This window comes from Streptomyces griseoruber, assembly GCF_001514205.1.
Taxonomy (GTDB): domain Bacteria; phylum Actinomycetota; class Actinomycetes; order Streptomycetales; family Streptomycetaceae; genus Streptomyces; species Streptomyces griseoruber.
In genome coordinates this window covers 166276-181231 of the sequence record NZ_KQ948768.1, presented here as the reverse complement: position 1 = coordinate 181231, position 14956 = coordinate 166276, and the positions used below count along the sequence as shown (strand labels likewise).

Annotated in this window: 14 protein-coding genes; 7 read left to right on the top strand and 7 right to left on the bottom strand. The window is 71.1% G+C overall.

Going from position 1 to position 14956, the window contains the following annotated elements; translation table 11 throughout:
* Positions 1-973: 973 nt before the first annotated feature.
* Entirely contained in the window at positions 974-1621 is a 648-nt protein-coding gene (locus AQJ64_RS17705) for a response regulator (RefSeq protein ID WP_055631657.1), read from the bottom strand.
* Positions 1618-2844, bottom strand: a complete 1227-nt coding sequence (locus AQJ64_RS17700) for a sensor histidine kinase (protein WP_055631656.1) — start codon at positions 2842-2844, stop codon at positions 1618-1620. Before AQJ64_RS17700 ends, AQJ64_RS17705 begins: the two co-directional genes overlap by 4 nt.
* Positions 2845-3156: 312 nt before the next feature.
* Here AQJ64_RS17700 and AQJ64_RS17695 point away from each other — a divergent pair, with 312 nt between their 5' ends.
* The 3 genes from AQJ64_RS17695 (at position 3157) to AQJ64_RS52350 (ending at position 5029) form a co-directional block, all read left to right on the top strand.
* Positions 3157-3579, top strand: coding sequence for a DUF6069 family protein (locus AQJ64_RS17695; protein ID WP_055631655.1), 423 nt, complete (start codon positions 3157-3159; stop codon positions 3577-3579).
* 136 nt (positions 3580-3715) lie between these two features.
* Complete coding sequence (locus AQJ64_RS17690) at positions 3716-4405, top strand: siderophore-interacting protein (protein ID WP_055631654.1); 690 nt, start codon at positions 3716-3718, stop codon at positions 4403-4405.
* A gap of 453 nt (positions 4406-4858) precedes the next feature.
* Positions 4859-5029 (top strand): enoyl-CoA hydratase-related protein, encoded by a 171-nt coding sequence (locus AQJ64_RS52350; protein ID WP_206189602.1) that lies wholly within the window; start codon positions 4859-4861, stop codon positions 5027-5029.
* 337 nt (positions 5030-5366) lie between these two features.
* Here AQJ64_RS52350 and AQJ64_RS17680 read toward each other — a convergent pair whose 3' ends face one another.
* The 5 genes from AQJ64_RS17680 to AQJ64_RS49120 form a co-directional block, all read right to left on the bottom strand.
* Entirely contained in the window at positions 5367-6203 is an 837-nt protein-coding gene (locus AQJ64_RS17680; RefSeq protein WP_055631653.1) for an SDR family oxidoreductase, read from the bottom strand.
* A gap of 36 nt (positions 6204-6239) precedes the next feature.
* Positions 6240-7061 carry an enoyl-CoA hydratase-related protein gene (locus AQJ64_RS17675; protein ID WP_055631652.1) on the bottom strand — a complete coding sequence of 274 codons (822 nt, stop codon included), beginning with the start codon at positions 7059-7061 and terminating at the stop codon, positions 6240-6242.
* Positions 7058-7960, bottom strand: a complete 903-nt coding sequence (locus tag AQJ64_RS17670; protein WP_063788639.1) for a fumarylacetoacetate hydrolase family protein — start codon at positions 7958-7960, stop codon at positions 7058-7060. Before AQJ64_RS17670 ends, AQJ64_RS17675 begins: the two co-directional genes overlap by 4 nt.
* A gap of 17 nt (positions 7961-7977) precedes the next feature.
* Positions 7978-9273, bottom strand: coding sequence for a CaiB/BaiF CoA transferase family protein (locus AQJ64_RS17665; protein ID WP_063788634.1), 1296 nt, complete (start codon positions 9271-9273; stop codon positions 7978-7980).
* 555 nt (positions 9274-9828) lie between these two features.
* On the bottom strand, positions 9829-9981 hold the full coding sequence (locus AQJ64_RS49120) for a putative quinol monooxygenase (protein ID WP_157880808.1): 153 nt from the start codon (positions 9979-9981) through the stop codon (positions 9829-9831).
* A gap of 125 nt (positions 9982-10106) precedes the next feature.
* On the opposite strand from AQJ64_RS49120, the gene AQJ64_RS17660 reads away from it, so the two are divergent.
* The 4 genes from AQJ64_RS17660 to AQJ64_RS17645 all read left to right on the top strand — a co-directional run bounded on the left by AQJ64_RS17660 (position 10107) and on the right by AQJ64_RS17645 (position 14478).
* Positions 10107-10343 carry a putative quinol monooxygenase gene (locus tag AQJ64_RS17660; RefSeq protein ID WP_157880807.1) on the top strand — a complete coding sequence of 79 codons (237 nt, stop codon included), beginning with the start codon at positions 10107-10109 and terminating at the stop codon, positions 10341-10343.
* 170 nt (positions 10344-10513) lie between these two features.
* The gene (locus AQJ64_RS17655; RefSeq protein ID WP_055631649.1) at positions 10514-10747 is read left to right on the top strand and encodes a hypothetical protein; all 234 of its coding nucleotides are present in this window, start codon (positions 10514-10516) and stop codon (positions 10745-10747) included.
* Positions 10731-11990 carry a DUF3500 domain-containing protein gene (locus AQJ64_RS17650; protein ID WP_055631648.1) on the top strand — a complete coding sequence of 420 codons (1260 nt, stop codon included), beginning with the start codon at positions 10731-10733 and terminating at the stop codon, positions 11988-11990. Before AQJ64_RS17655 ends, AQJ64_RS17650 begins: the two co-directional genes overlap by 17 nt.
* Before the next feature lie 148 nt (positions 11991-12138).
* The gene (locus AQJ64_RS17645) at positions 12139-14478 is read left to right on the top strand and encodes a bifunctional 3-(3-hydroxy-phenyl)propionate/3-hydroxycinnamic acid hydroxylase (protein ID WP_055631647.1); all 2340 of its coding nucleotides are present in this window, start codon (positions 12139-12141) and stop codon (positions 14476-14478) included.
* Positions 14479-14956: the final 478 nt, after the last annotated feature.

Sequence of the window (14956 nt, the reverse complement as noted above, 5' to 3'; positions counted from 1 at the left end):
GGGCCCGAGATCGACAGGGAGGTGACCCGTCAGCCGTGCCCGGGGCGGATGGCGGCGACGAGTCCTGCTCCGTGGTCGTTGCCGTTCGGCGTTCGTGCCGGGAGCAACATTGCCACAGGTCCTCTGAGCGGTCTACTGGTTCACATTATGGACCGATGGACTGGGGGCGTCATGACAGCGACAACGGAGTCCGCCGAGCCCGGCCAGGCCTTCCTGTGTGCCGTACGCGTCCTTGCCTCATACACCGGTGCCACGGCGGCCGGCATCACAGGGGGCCCAGCGGGCCGGAGCGGTCGGCGTGACACCGGAAGTTGCCAACTGTGCGGGTCTCGTCGGGTGTTCTCGACGAAGCGCCTCGCGGTCGGGGCGGCCCGGGTGTCCCGCAGCCTCCTTCGGAGAATCCTGGTCCGCCCACCCCGACCGCCCCTTGCCATAGCTGCGCAAGCAGTCGTCCGTCATCCCGCTGCTGAGCGCCGACCATGGAACGCGACCATGGAACCGGGCGGATGCGGTCAGAACGGGTACGGCCCGAAACGGCCCCACGCGACCGCGACCAGCAAGGCGATGCGCCAGTACGTCGAGCAGCCCAATGAGCTTCACAAAGGTGTCGGAGTACTCCTCGACCCAGCTGAAGGCGGTTTTGGCCCAGCGAGGCGACAAGGGCCGCGTCCTTGTCACCGTATGGCTGAACGACACACAGCGATCATGAACGGCCGTCGGTGTCGCGGTGAAAACGTCGTGTGGGAAGGCGAGTTGGTGGTGGCCGTCCGGGGCCGGACGGCCATGGCACGGCAGCGTGATCGGCGGGCGGGACGCTGTCCGCTCGGGCGCACAGCGGTACGCACGTCCGCTCGCCGACAGCGCGGTGCTGGTCGAGTCGCAGGCCCGGCGGTTCCGATGCGGCGAACACGCCCGTCAGCAGGCGACGTTCGCGGAGCGGCAACGGCGACCGGCGCGACGACGTCTCGGGCCGTCAGTCCATGCGGATGATTCCCCGGCCCAGCGCCGCAGTGACGGCGGCGGTCCGGTCGCCGACGTCGAGCTTGGCGTAGATGTGCAGCAGATGGGTCTTGACCGTGGCCTCGGACAGGCGCAGGGCGCGGGCGATCTGCTTGTTGCTCTGTCCCCGGGCCACGGCGGACAGGACTTCGAGTTCCCTGCCGGACAAGCCGCCGCCCCGGTCGCCGCGCACATGGGCGAGGACCTTGGCGGCCACCGTGGGTGACAGTGCCGCACCTCCCCGGGCGGCGGTACGGACGGCCTCGCAGAGCTCGTGTCGTGCGGTGTCCTTGAGCAGGTAGCCGACCGCGCCGGCGTCGATCGCGGCGGTGATGTCGGCGTCCGTGTCATAGGTCGTCAGGACGACTACCCGCACCTGGGGGTGGGCGGCGCGGATCGCGGCGGTCGCGGCGGTGCCGTCCATGCCGGGCATCTGCAGGTCCATCAGCACGACGTCGGGTGCGAGTGCGGCGGTCTGGCGCAGTGCCTCGGCACCGGTGGAGGCTTCGCCGACAACCGTGAGGTCGGGCTGGGTGGAGAGCATGGCGGCGAGCCCGTCGCGGACCACGGGGTGGTCGTCGGCGAGGAGGACCCGGATCCCCGGACCGGTCGAAGGCCTCATGACACCGGGGCCAGACGTTCGGTGCCCGACACGGCGGCCGGGGCTTCGGAGGCCGGGGAGTCGACGGGGAGCGGCACCGTGACGGCGATGGTCGTACCCTCGCCCGGGGTGCTTTCCACCGCGAAGGTGCCGTCCAGGGCGGCGATGCGCTCCCGCATGGTGATCAGCCCGATACCGGTGTGCCGGGCAGCGGGTGCGAAACCGGTGCCGTCGTCCTGGACGTCGATGGCCAGGACATCGCCGAGGTACGAGAGCGTGACCGACACGCTCACCGGGCGGGCGTGGCGCCGGGCGTTGGTCAGTGCCTCCTGCACGACGCGCAGCAACTCGCCCTCGGTAGCGGGAGGCAGGGCGACCGGTCGGCCGGTCACGACCGTGCAGGCCTCGATGCCGGTCTCCTCCGTCAACCGGGTGGTGAGCTCGCGGACCGCGTCCGCCAGGTGCGTGCGGTCCAGCGGCGCCGGGCGAAGGGCGTGCACGAGGCGGCGGCTCTCGACGAGGTTGTCCCGAGCCGTCCGCATGGCCTGCCCGACGCGGCGGGCCGCGGGGGAGTCGGGCGGCAGGTCCTCACCCACGGCGTCCAGCAGCATGGCGATGGACGCGAACCCCTGGGTCAGGGTGTCGTGGACCTCCCGGGCCAGGCGCTGGCGTTCGGCCAGGGTGCCCGCCTGGCGTTCCGCTGCCGCTCGTTCGGCCTGGGTGGCGGTGAGCTCGTCCAGGAGCCGCTGCCGCTTGTGACTCTCGTGGTCGAGGGTGGCGACGTAGCAGGTGATGGTGACCGCCACCGCGGTGCCGAGCACGCAGCCCGTGAGCTCCCGCACGTCGACGGAGCCGTGCGTGGCGAAGCTCTTCAACGACCAGGCGGCGCCCAGCACCAGTACCCCGCCGGCCGACCACCAGGGCCGCCGCAGCCAGTACGGGCTCAGCACCGCCACGGCGACCGGGAGGAACGCGGGGTCCACCACGGCCATGACCGCCCACCCTGCCAAGGCCCCGACGAGGTAGGGCAGCGGCGGGCGATCGGCGCCGCCGCGCAGCGCGATCCAGTACACGTACCACAGGGCGAGCCCCACCCCCGGGCCGATCCGTGACAGCGCCGCGCCGGTCGTCATGTCCGCCCCGGAAAGCGCACCCGACATGGACAGGGCGAGCACGATGGCGAAGAAGGCGTGCTGCCCCATGACCTTCCACCGCTCCCACTCCCACGCCTGTTGCAGTGCCATGGGCCTCAGCGTAGGCGCAGCCGCGTGGCGGCAGAATCAGCCGGCCAGTGGGGGCGGGTCCACCGATCGGTGGACGAAGAGCGCGTCGGTCGGTCGATGTGCGAAAGGGGCGCGGGCGGCGACGATCGGCCCGCGACCGACGGCCCGCTGTTCCAGCAGGCCGGGGGTTCGCGTTGCACGCCGCCGCGTACACCGTCGGTCGCTTCTGGATCGAGTACCTGTGGGTGGGCGAGGCCCACCACATCCTCCAGCAAGTGCGTGTCACGGGTAGCCCCGAAATGACCATGTTCCCTCTCACCATCCGGAGTTGCCATGTCCTCTGTCTCTGAGGCGCTACTCTCACGTCGGGGTCCGCTCGTGGTGGCGGGAGGCGTCTTCGGCGCCATCCTGCTGTCCTCCTTGGCCAACGCGTTGATCGCCGTGCTGGCGCACACGCTGGGTGCACCGGATGACTTCGACCCGTTGGAGCCGGCGTCGTACATCTTCCTGACCACGCTGGGAGTGCTGGGAGGAACCGTCGGATGGGCCGTAGTCCGCAGGTTCTCCCGCGATCCCGAACGGCTGCTCCGGCGGCTCGTCCCTTCGGTCGTCGTGGTCTCCTTCGTTCCGGACTTCTTCCAGTTCGGCGATGGCGAGGTGACCGGTGTGGTGGCACTGCTCCTGATGCACGTCGCGGTCGCTGTGATCGCGGTGTCGGCGTACCGCAGGGTCATGCCACTGAGCTCGGTGCGGTGATCACGCGTCGGCCCGGCCACGTCCGTCCCGCCGGGCAGGCCGCGCGGCCACCTGTGCCAAGGCCCGCCTCCGCCCGATAGCCCCCGAACTCCCCTCTTTCGTCGCCCGATTGTCCTTCTCCCGCCTGGAGTCCGCCATGCCCGCCCTGCTGGATCCCGTCCTCGACCTCCTGATGCTGCGTGGAACCGTCACGGCCACCGAAGCGATCGCCGCCCGTATGCGCCGGCTCCGTATCGAGGGCGACGTACTCGCCGGGTTGACGGTGCGGCCCGGACAGCAGGTGCGGGTGATGGTGGGCAACGGGCTGACCCGGCGTACGTACTCGGTGTGGCGTTACGAACCCGCCGGCGCTGTCGAGTTGTGCGTGCTGGACCATCCGGGCGCTGGGCCCGGCGCCCGGTGGGGGCGGACCGCCGAGGTGGGGGACCAGGTGCGACTGAGCAGGCCGGAGGGATCCTTCGTGCTGCGCCCGGACGCCTCGCACCATTTCTTCGTCGGGGACGAGACCGCGGCCGTCGCTTTCGGGGCGATGCTGGCCGCGCTGACCGAGGGCGCGCGGGTCTCCGGCTGCGTGGAGACGGCGACGGAGGCGGACCAGCTGCCGCTGACCCACGGCGACCGCCTCGACTGGCTGGTCAGAGGCGATACTCCGCTGCCTGCCTCGGTACGACGGCTCGCTCCTGCGCCCGGCGGCATCGCCTACGTCGCCGGGGAGGCGCGAACCGTGCAAGCGGTGAAGCAGGTGCTCGTGCGAGAGGCCGGCTGGGACCGTCGGTCGGTCCTCACCAAGCCGTTCTGGGCGCCGGGCAAGCGCGGGCTGGAGTGACGACAGGGCGCTGCGGGGTCGTTCCCGACGAGCCACGAGGGGACCGGTCCCCGGGGCGCGGGGGAAACGAGGACAGCGGTCGGCGCCGGTGCGGCGGTGGGCCATGACTCAGGAGAGCGCGGTCGCGTGGTGCAACGAAGGGCCGTACACGAGAGCTGGCCGGTACGCGGAGCCCGGTTGCGGTTCGGGACTGTCCGACGGGCTCGCACAGTGCGGCCGTCCGGGGCGGCCCCTCTCCGGCGACCGCGTGGCGGGATTCGCCCCGCCGCCGTTCCGCGCTCGGGATGGACGGGGGCCGGTACGGAGGTGCCGCCGTGGGTGGTACCGCGGCACCATCGCGTCCGCGTCATTGCGCACCGCGGCGTTCGAGATCGCTCTGGCCTGCGACATCCTGCTGGCCGCGGAGTCCGCGTCCTTCGGGCTGGTGGAGACCGTCGTAGGGCTGCACCTTCGATGGGAGGGCCCCAGCGCCTGGCCGAGCGCGCCGGGTCGGCCAGAGCCCGTGAAGTGATCTACACAGGGGAGCGCTGTGCGGCGGCAACCCTGGAGCGCTGGAACGTGGTGAACCGCGTTCTTCCCGGCGAAGGCTTCGCCGAAGCCGCGCGGGAGTGCGCGCGCCGCTAAGCCGCCGGCCCCACTTGCGCCCACGCGGCGACCAAGCGGCTGGTCGCGACGGCGGTCCACGACGGTGTGCGGGCCGCGGACGACGCCGTTCCGGCGGTGTCCGGTGCCCTCTGCTCCACCGACGACCTGCGCGGGCCGGCGCAGGCGTCGGGGGGCAGCGCCCTGGCTCCTGGCGCGGCAGCCCGCGCTCCGGAACAGCGCCTGCCCCGGCCTGGCCACCGCGGTACACGGACGCACTCGGCGCGGACGTCGGTCGCGGTGTACGAGCGGGGCGCGGCCGATCGGCGATCCCGCCGGGCGCGGCCCGGTTCCCGGCTCCGCCCTCACACCCGAACGGTCATCCCACCTGCGGCGGATCCACGAAGAAGTCGAGCTCCGGCTCCCGGCCCCCGCCGTACCCGGAGAGATCCGTGTGACCGGCTTCGATCAGAACGTCGGCGTCGAGGAGGGTCCGGCCGGTCCGTTCACGCGGCGGGCGGGAGAGCACGGTGAGGGCCGCGTCCGCCATGATCTCGGGGCCGCGTGACCGTGAGGTGAGGTTCTCGCCGTCCAGGACGTTGGCTACGGCGGCGGTCGCGATCAGGGTCTGCGGCCAGAGGCAGTTCGCGGCGATGCCGTGCTCCGCGAACTCGGCCGCCCAGCCGAGGGTGAGCAGGGTCATGCCGTACTTCGACAGGGTGTAGGCGGGGTGGGCGCCGAGCCAGCGCGGGGCGAGGTTGAGCGGCGGCGACAGGGTCAGGATGTGGGCGTGGTCGGACTGCTTCAGGTACGGCAGGCAGGCCCGGGTCAGCAGAAAGGTGCCCCTGCTGTTGATCGACTGCATCAGGTCGAAGCGCTTGACGGGCAGTTCCTCGGTGCCCCGCACATCGAGGGCGCTGGCGTTGTTGACGCAGACGTCGACGCCCCCGAACCGGTCGACCGCGGTGGCGACCGCGCGTTCGACGTCGGCCTCCTCACGGACGTCGCCGACCACCGCGACGGCGGATCCGCCGGCGGCCTCGATCGCGGCGACCGCCGTGTGCACGGTCCCCGGCAGTCTCGGGTCGGGCGTGTCGGTTTTGGCCAGGAACACCGCGTTGGCGCCTTCGCGGGCCGCTGCGGTGAGGATGGCCAGCCCGATGCCACGGCTGCCGCCGGACATCACGATGGTCCGGCCCTTCAGTGATGTCCCCATGCCGGGGTGCTCCTGTCGTCGATCGTGCATTGGGTGTCAGCGGCCGGTGAAGCGCGGGGGCCGCTTCTCCAGGAAGGCGAGGGCGCCTTCGCGGAGGTCGTCGGAGGTGCGGCAGCGGGCGACGGCCTCGATCGCGTGCCTCAGCGCGGCGCTGCCCGCCGCTTCGTCGCCCTCGCTCAGGCGGCGGACGGCTTGTACGGACGCCTTGGCGGCGCGGACGGACAGGGGCGCGTTCGCCGCGATGGTGGCCGCGAGTTCGTCGACGACCTTGCCCAGCTCGTCGGGTTCGACGACCCGGTCCACCAGGCCCAGGGCGTGCGCCTCGGCGGCCGGCAGCCGGCGTCCGGTGAACAGCAGGTCGCTCGCGGCCGACGGCCCGACGGTCTGGACGAGCGCGGCGGTCTGGGCCAAGGGGTAGCCGACGCCCAGGCGGGCGGCCGGGATGGCCAGGACGCTGCGGGTGTCCGCGTAGCGCAGGTCGGCGCCCAGGGCGAGGGCCATGCCCGCGCCCAGGCAGTAGCCGTGGATGCGGGCGATGACGGGGACCGAGAGCGCCGAGAGCTGTGTGAACAGTGTCGTGGCCGCGTTGTCCGCCGCCTGTCTTGCGGCCTCGTCCTGGCGGCCAGGGAACTCGCTGATGTCAGCGCCGGAGACGAAGGCCTGCTCGCCGGCGCCGCGGACGACGACCACACGTACGTCTTGGTCTTCGTTCATCGCCCGCAGGGCGGCGGCGAGTTCGGTCATCATCGCCACGGACAACGCGTTGCGCCGGGCCGGGTTGCTGATCTCCACGGTGCCGACCGCGTTCCGTACCTCGGTGCGGATCCGTGGCGAGGAGGTCACGGTCACCGAGGTCATACGGCCTTCTCGGCCACGAAGCGGTTGCGCAGCGCGCCGATCCCCTCGATGCGCACTTCGAACTCCGAGCCGTCGCGCAGGAGCACCTTCGGCTCGCGTACGAAGCCCACCCCGGAGGGGGTGCCGGTGAGGATCAGGTCCCCGGGCTCCAGGGTCATCACGGTGGTGATGTAGGCCAGCAACTCCGGTACGCCGAAAAGGAGTGAGGAGGTGCGGTCGTCCTGGAGAACCTCACCGTCGAGCGTGCCCTTGATGGTGAGGTCGGGCCGTGCGCCGCCGAGCCGCGTGGCGGGCACGACGACCGGACCGACGGGGGTGAGACCGTCCCAGGCCTTGCCGGCGACCCGCTGCGTGGTGTGGAACTGGAAGTCACGCACGGAGACGTCGTTGGCCGCGGTGTACCCGAAGATGACGCTCTCCGCGTCCTCGGCCGCGATCCGACGCGCACGGGCACCGATGACCACGGCGAGTTCGCTCTCGTAGTCGATCTGGTCCGATTCCGGTGGCAGTGCCACGTCGGCGTAGGGCGCGGCCAGTGAGGTGTGCCATTTCGGAAAGAGATCGGGGTGAGCCGGTCCTGTGGCGCGGCCGCCCTCGTGCACGTGCGCGAGGTAGTTCTGGCCGATGCAGATGACCTTGCCCGGGCGTCCGACCGGGCTCAGCAGCCGATGGTCCGGCGCGTCGATCACGGCGCCGCCCTCGATGGCCGCCGGGTCGCCCTCGGCCGCCTCCAACAGCGCGGGCAGGTCGTCGAAGACCTGGCCGTCCACCAGGGCGAGGCGCGCCTTCGCCACCCCGTCCCGCCGCAGCGCGACCACGGGGCCACCGCCATGCAGGACACGGGCGAGGCCGAGTCCGTCCGTCCAGTCCGCTGGGGAAGCGGGCGTCGGAATGGTCATGAAGATGCCCTCCTGATTCATTGCTGCGCCTCGGCGCTACTGGCGGCAGGGGTGGCCGCTTTCGTCTTCGTGTGAGCACGGCCGGCCGTGGTCTCGTCGGTATCGTGCACGCCGACGACACCGTCCTTGACCAGGGCGGCGATCCGGTCGTCGTCGTATCCCAGTTCGGCCAGGACCGCGATCGTGTCCCCGCCCAGTTCGGGTGCGCGGCCACGGGCGCGCGGCGCGCCGTCGGCGACGATGGGGGTGTTCACGATCGTCGGCTCCGCGAAGCGCTCCTCGTCGTGCACGAACAGGCCGCGCGCGGCGAACTGTTCGTCGGTGAGGATGTCGCTGATGCCGTTGACCGGACCGCAGGGGACCCCTGCCGCACGCAGCGCGCCCATCCAGTGATCCCGGGGAGCCGTGGCGAAACGTGCCTGGATGATCTCCGCGAGGGGCGCCCGGTGCAGGAAGCGTTCGTACTCGGTGGCGAAGCGCGGATCGTCGCGCAGATCGAGCTCCAGGACAGCGCACAGCGCCTCCCATGCCCGGTCGACCGCGCCGAGCACGAGGGTGCCACCGTCCTGGCAGGTGAACGCCTCGTAGGGGGCGGCCAGTCGGTGAGCCGTGCCCAGCGGGGCCGGTTCCACCCCGGTCGCCACGTAGTCGGCGACCTCCCACAGCGACCATGCGGCCACCGAGTCCGCGAGCGCGACGTCGATGTACGCGCCGCCGCCACCGGCGCGTGCGCGCAGCAGTGCGGCCAGGACGCCGATCGCTCCCCACATGCCGGTGCCCACGTCGGATATGGGAAAGCCCGCCTTGGCCAGTTGCCCGTCGACCGACCCGGTCACGGACATGAGCCCGCTGTAGGCCTGCGCGATCAGGTCGATGCCCTTCGCGTCGCGCATCGGGCCGAACTGCCCGAAGCCGGAGATGGAGCAGTAGACGAGGTCGGGGCACTCCGCCCGCAGATCCTCGTAACCCAGTCCGAGCCGCGACATCGCGCCCACCCGGAAGTTCTCCACCAGGACGTCGCTGCGTCGTGCCAGGGAGCGCACGATGTCGGCGCCGGCGGGGGACTTCATGTCGACCGCGAGGCTCTGCTTGTCGCGGTGGGTCAGGTCGAAGGGGATCGACCTGCGATCCCGGCCCATCCGCCGGGCGCGCATGCCGTCACCCCTGACCGGTTCGATCTTGAGGACGTCCGCGCCCAGGTCGGACAGGATGGTCGTGCAGTAGGGGCCGGCCAGGGCCCCGGTCACATCCAGGACGCGTACGCCTCGTAGGAAGGCCGGGCCGGGCTCGGCGGACTCCGATGTCGCTGTCATGGCGCCCTTCGCTTCGCTTCCGGTCCATTCAGTGGACCGATGGACCGTAATAAGGACCTCCAGCAAACTTAGGCTTGGCATTCCGGAAGCGTCAAGCAGGTGGGGAGTTGCCTCTGCGGTCCGCGAGCCTCGATGCAACGGCACCTCGGGCTCGCCGCCAGGCGGAAGTCGGCGATCCCGGGCGGTCGAATCCGCCGAAGCCGAAAGCGACGTCGTCATGAGCATGATCACGTTGTGCCCCGCTCGCGCCGAGTGGTGCTGGGATCCGGGCGACCTCGCTGCGGTGACCGCCTCCGTGCCGAGGGTCGACCCCGGAGGCATGTGGTGGCTGCGGAGTCGCGAACGCCACATCGTCACGCTCGTCGGAAGCGGTCGATGAACGGCGCCCAGGAATCCGACGTGGCCCACATGCCGAACCAGGGGACCTGCTGGCCTTACATGGGGGTGCGGGGACGGTTTCTCGAACGCCTCCCTGCGTTCGGACGCCGCGCGGCCGTCGGACACGCATCCGCCGGCCGCCCCGCAAAGGTCGGGAGCACGGATGCATGGGGATGCTCACCTCGCAGTTGTCGCCCCGGGGCGGTCTTCGAGAGGGTTCCCCAGCCAGGGTTCGGCGCGAGTGGCGGGGACCAGCTTGGCGAGGGCGTCACGGACGACGCCCTCCTGGCCGGGGTGGGCCGTCCAGGTGGCGGAGATGACGATGGCCATGGGAGGTACTCCTCAGCGTTTCCCGGTACAGGGGTGCGGGGGTGCGGTTACGGCGGCGCCGGTCGGGCCGTCGGCACGCCGGCCGGGGAACCATGCCTCCCGCCTGGCTCGCGAGGGTCTGCCGTGTGCCGCACGATCACGCCGTCAGGCGCGCTCACCCGGGCAACCTCGGGTGCCAGGCATACGTCGTCCACCAGGACCCCGAGCAGCCCATGGTCTTGAGGTTCTTCGAGATCTATGACGACGAGGACGCGCTCAAGGCGCACGGCGACTACCCGCACTTCACGAAGTACGCGGTGGACAAGGCCGCTCCGGCGTTGGCGGACCGCTCCCACGAACTCACCGCCGTGCTCGATTTCTGACGCGTGGCCGCGCGATCCGGGCGCGACCCACGGCGCAGGTTCCTCGCTCGCCGGTCAGCGCTCCTCCCCTCCTGCTTGACGCTTCCGGAACGCCGGGCTTAAGTTTGCCGAAGGTCCTTAGAACGGTCCACTGGTCCACGGTATGGACCGAAGGGGAAACGAAGGGCACCATGACAGCGACAACGGAGTCCGCCGAGCCCGGCCCGGCCCTCCTGCGCAGCCTCGCGTTCGGCATGAAGTCCCCCGCCGGCGCCGACATCGCGCGCTCCCTGACGCGACGCAGCGACGTACCCGGCATGGCTACCGGGTCGCTGCCGGCCGGCCTCGGGCCGGACCACGACGCCGTCGACGACCTCGCCGACCTGGGCGCCGCCGGAAGGAGGCACCATGCCGAAACCGCCTGAGACCGACGTGCGACACGCCACGCGGTTCCGTCGCTACGTTCCCACCCCCGACGACCCGCGCGTCGCCGGCCTGCAAGAACACACGGCTCGGACGTACGCCGACGCCCGGCTGAGCATTCCCGTGCTCGCCGAGGTGGTACGCCAGTGGCGCGAGAGCGCGGAAGAACCGTACGCCGGTATCACCACCGACGGCCGCGTCCGCCACGGCGTCTACGAACTCGGGGCGGTCCCCGACGCCGAACGCCCGCCCACCGAGGCGATGCTCCGCGCGGTCGAGGAGATCCGCCGCCGCACCACGCGCGAGCAGTGGCAGCGACTGACCTATCCGCTGGAGGCACCGCAGTGGCGGACCTGGAGCAACCCCGAGGTGCTGCTGTACGACAACGGCCTTCGCCTGGAGGAAGTGCCGGACCGGACCGCGGATGCCCTGCTGGGGCTGGTGAAGGCGACCCTCAGCGAGGACGGCTACACCGTGGTGCGCCATCTGATGCGGCTCAACGGCTTCCTCGGTGAGCTCACCGGCATGCCCGGGGTCATGAACACCGGCAGCTACCAGTTCGCCGTCTTCGGCGAACCGTCGCTGGACCAGCCGTGGGGATGGCACCTGTACGGGCACCATGTGTGCGTCAACGCCCTGGTGGCCGGGGACCGGATGACGATCGGCCCGGTCTTCCTCGGTGCCGAGCCGGACAGCGCCGACATCGGGCCGGATGCCGGTCTCCGGCCGCTGGGTGTCCGTGAACGGGTCGGGCTGTCGTTCGTCAACAGCCTGACTCCGCGACAGCTCTCCGTGGCCCGCAGCTACCCGGAGGTGCGCGATCCACGGATGCCGGAAGGACGGGTGCACCCGGTGGAGGAGCGGTTCCTCGCGGGCGCGTTCCAGGACAACCGGGTGATCCCCGTGGAGGGGATCCGCGCCACCGAACTGGACGGCGAGCAGCAGCAGTTGCTGCTGGCCGTCATCGAGCAGTACAGCGGCCTGCTGCCCGAAGGCCCACGGGCGGCCCGCATGCGCGAGGTGCGTGCGCACCTCCCGGAGACGTACCTGACCTGGATCGGCGGCATTGACGACGAGCAGCCGTTCTACTACCGGGTGCAGAGCCCGGTGGTGCTCATCGAGTTCGACCACCACGCCGGCATGTTTCTGACCAATCCGGTCCCGGCCCGCTTCCACATCCACACCATCCTGCGGTTGCCCAACGGCAACGACTACGGCCGTCTGCTGTGGAAGCCCCGCACCTGAGGAGACCGCCTCCCACCCCAACCCTCGCCGACCGCCTGCCGTCCGCACCCATCCGGACCCGGCCGGCGTCGGCGGTCATCGAGCCGCAGGTCACGCCCCCCGGGGTCGCGGGGATCCAGTGACCCCCCATGCCACATCAGGAGCCGCAATGGACATCAATGTCGATGTCGCCATCGTCGGGTACGGTCCGGGAGGTGCCGTGCTGGCTTCCCTCCTGGGACAGCGAGGCCACAGGGTGGCCGTGCTGGAGAAGTTCCCGGCCCCCTACAACCTGCCCCGGATGAGCACGCTCGACGGCGAGATCGCCCGTGTTCTGCAACACGCCGCCGATCCCGCCGAAGCGCTCAAGGACTCCCTGCCCCAGGCGACCGGCAGCATCTACGGTGCCGACGGCAAGCCGGCCCTCGTGGACGACTGGAGCAGGACGGTGTGCGGCCACCCTCTCCACCTCAGCCTCCACCAGCCCAACATCGAAACCGCCATGCACGCCCGCGTCGACGACTGCCCCTCGGTGCAGGTCCACTGGGGGGCGCCCGTCACCGGTGTCGAGGACCTCGGTGACCGGGTCGTCGTCACCGCCGCCAGGGACGCGGACGGTGAGCAGATCCGCGTGAACGCCCGCTACGCCGTCGGCATGGACGGGGGCTCGAGCTTCGTCCGGCAGGCGGTCGGCATCAGCATGGACGTGATCCACCGTCATGACGACGAGTGGCTGCTGACCGACTTCGACATCATCGATCCCGAGGTCCCCACCCCGTCGACCGAGATCCACCTGGACTGCCCCCGCGCCTACTACTGGGGCCCGAACGGCGACCGGCGATGCCGCATCGACATGAGGCTGCTCCCCGACGACCCCGCCGAGGTCCGCACCCAGGAGCACGCACTGGGCTTCCTGCACGACAAGACCGGCATCGGCCCGCAGTCGGTGCGCGTCACGCGGCATGTCACCTACCGGTTCCGCTCCGAGATCGCCGACCGGATGCGGGTGGGCAACGTCTTCATCGGCGGTGACGCGGCCCATCTCATGACCCCCGGTATGGCGCAGGGATCGTGCAGCGCGATGCGGGATGCCATCAACCTCGCGTGGCGTCTCGACCTCGTGCTCGACGGCAGGGCCTCCGACTCGGTTCTCGACAGCTACGGCCCGGAGCGGCTCGCCCACGTCGCCCCGCTCATCCAGGGCTCGCTGGCGACGTGGGCCCTGACCGCGGAATCCGACCCGGACAAGGCCGCCGCCCGCGACGCCTTCCTGCGCTCCGGCGAGGTGCCACTCCCGCCGATGCCGACGCTCACGACCGGATTCCTGCAAGGCGCGGCCGAGGGCAGCCCGGCTCCGGGGGCCGGCTCGCTGAGTCCGCAGGGACGCGTCCGTGTCGGTGAGCGCGGCGGGCTGCTCGACGACCTCGTCGGCTTCGGTTTCCAACTGGTCAGCCGGGTCCCGGTCGCGGAGTTGCTCACGCCGGCCCACACCGACCTGCTGGAGCGACTGGGCGTTCATGTCGTCGTCCTCGGTCCGGACCACGTCGAGGATGTCGACGGCACCTACCGAGGCTTCCTGGACGAGAACGGCCTGGTCGCCTACCTCAGCCGCCCGGACTTCTACCTCTTCGGCACAGCGGTGACCGTCGAGGACCTCCCCGCGCTCGTCGACGCCCTGGCCGCCGCGCTGACCGGGACCGAACTCCCTGCCTCTTCCGCCACGCGGCCACCCGTCCCGCGGCCCGGAGCCGCCTTCACTCGGGCAACGGTCCCGGCCGCCGAATTCACCCTGCACTACGCCGAAGCCGCCCCCACGGCCGCCCTGGGGACCATCGTGTCACTGCCCGGTTCCGCCGGCCTGGAAATGTCCACCGCCAAGGACCGCCTGGCCGAGCGGTACCGGGTCGTGGAGATCAACCCTCCGGGCTGGGGCGACCAGACGGACGTGTCCCGGCCGATGTCCCAGAGCGAGATCGGCGCGTTGCTGGCCGAGGCGGTCGCGCACCTCGTCGACGGGCCGTTCGTCCTGCTGGCGACCTCCATGGGCGGCGCCAACGCGCTGCACCTGGCCGCGAGGATCCCGGACCGGGTGCAGGGCATCATCCTCGAAGCGTCCATGGCGCCGAGCCGACCTGAGGACCTGCGCTCCCTGCCGACAGGCGCTCCTGTGATCCATCCCAACAAGCCCTGGGCCACCCCGGGCTACGTCACCCACCAGATGGCCAACCGGATGCGAATGATCCAGCAGACGCCCCCGGACACGGACGCCACCGAGGCGATCGCCGTCGTGCGTGAGCGTGGGATCCCGGTGCTGGGGCTGCTCGGTACCGACGACGAGATCATGAAGCCTTCCCAGGAGGAGACCTTCCGCACCGTCCTGCCCGACGGGGAGTTCCGGCTGATTCCCGGCGGGTGGCACGACCTGCAGAACACCACACCAGAGGAATTCGTCGATCTCGTCGAGACCTTCGTCACCGACCGGGTCGGTTCTGCCACGGGCAATCGGTGAAGCCTCTTCGAGCGTCACAGCAACCACACCCTCCGCGCAGACGGACGATGACTGACGGAGTTCGTCCTCAGGTCGGTGGCCCCGAGTGGGGCCTTTCCCAAGGGTGACCAGGTCTTCGGTGGCGACCTGGTTGAGCATGATCCCGCGCTCGAGGATGCCGGCCGGGTAGCGCGCCTGCGCGCGGACGGGCTCCTGCGCCGGTACCGGGTCGGCCCGTTCCGCCAGGCGTTGCGGTCCACCCAAGGAAAGGGGGAGGTCGGCAGCCTATCGAGCTCACCGGCGATCCGGTGATCGCGCAGAACGCGATGGTGAACACGTATGCCGAGATCCCGGTCCGGCTCGTCGCGGGGACGGCGGCCTGATGCGGATCGAGGTGGTCCGTGATCGCTGCGAGGAGCACGGACCAGCAGTGCCGGCGGGCAAGGAGGACATCGCGGCTGCCGGTGCCGACGTCTGCTCCGTGGCCGCATTGCTGGTA

Coding starts and splice junctions, on each gene's coding strand:
- AQJ64_RS17705 (WP_055631657.1), bottom strand. CDS start 1,621: ATGAGGCCTTCGACCGGTCCGGGGATCCGGGTCCTCCTCGCCGACGAC.
- AQJ64_RS17700 (WP_055631656.1), bottom strand. CDS start 2,844: ATGGCACTGCAACAGGCGTGGGAGTGGGAGCGGTGGAAGGTCATGGGG.
- AQJ64_RS17695 (WP_055631655.1), top strand. CDS start 3,157: ATGTCCTCTGTCTCTGAGGCGCTACTCTCACGTCGGGGTCCGCTCGTG.
- AQJ64_RS17690 (WP_055631654.1), top strand. CDS start 3,716: ATGCCCGCCCTGCTGGATCCCGTCCTCGACCTCCTGATGCTGCGTGGA.
- AQJ64_RS52350 (WP_206189602.1), top strand. CDS start 4,859: ATGGGAGGGCCCCAGCGCCTGGCCGAGCGCGCCGGGTCGGCCAGAGCC.
- AQJ64_RS17680 (WP_055631653.1), bottom strand. CDS start 6,203: ATGGGGACATCACTGAAGGGCCGGACCATCGTGATGTCCGGCGGCAGC.
- AQJ64_RS17675 (WP_055631652.1), bottom strand. CDS start 7,061: ATGACCTCGGTGACCGTGACCTCCTCGCCACGGATCCGCACCGAGGTA.
- AQJ64_RS17670 (WP_063788639.1), bottom strand. CDS start 7,960: ATGACCATTCCGACGCCCGCTTCCCCAGCGGACTGGACGGACGGACTC.
- AQJ64_RS17665 (WP_063788634.1), bottom strand. CDS start 9,273: ATGACAGCGACATCGGAGTCCGCCGAGCCCGGCCCGGCCTTCCTACGA.
- AQJ64_RS49120 (WP_157880808.1), bottom strand. CDS start 9,981: ATGGCCATCGTCATCTCCGCCACCTGGACGGCCCACCCCGGCCAGGAG.
- AQJ64_RS17655 (WP_055631649.1), top strand. CDS start 10,514: ATGACAGCGACAACGGAGTCCGCCGAGCCCGGCCCGGCCCTCCTGCGC.
- AQJ64_RS17650 (WP_055631648.1), top strand. CDS start 10,731: ATGCCGAAACCGCCTGAGACCGACGTGCGACACGCCACGCGGTTCCGT.
- AQJ64_RS17645 (WP_055631647.1), top strand. CDS start 12,139: ATGGACATCAATGTCGATGTCGCCATCGTCGGGTACGGTCCGGGAGGT.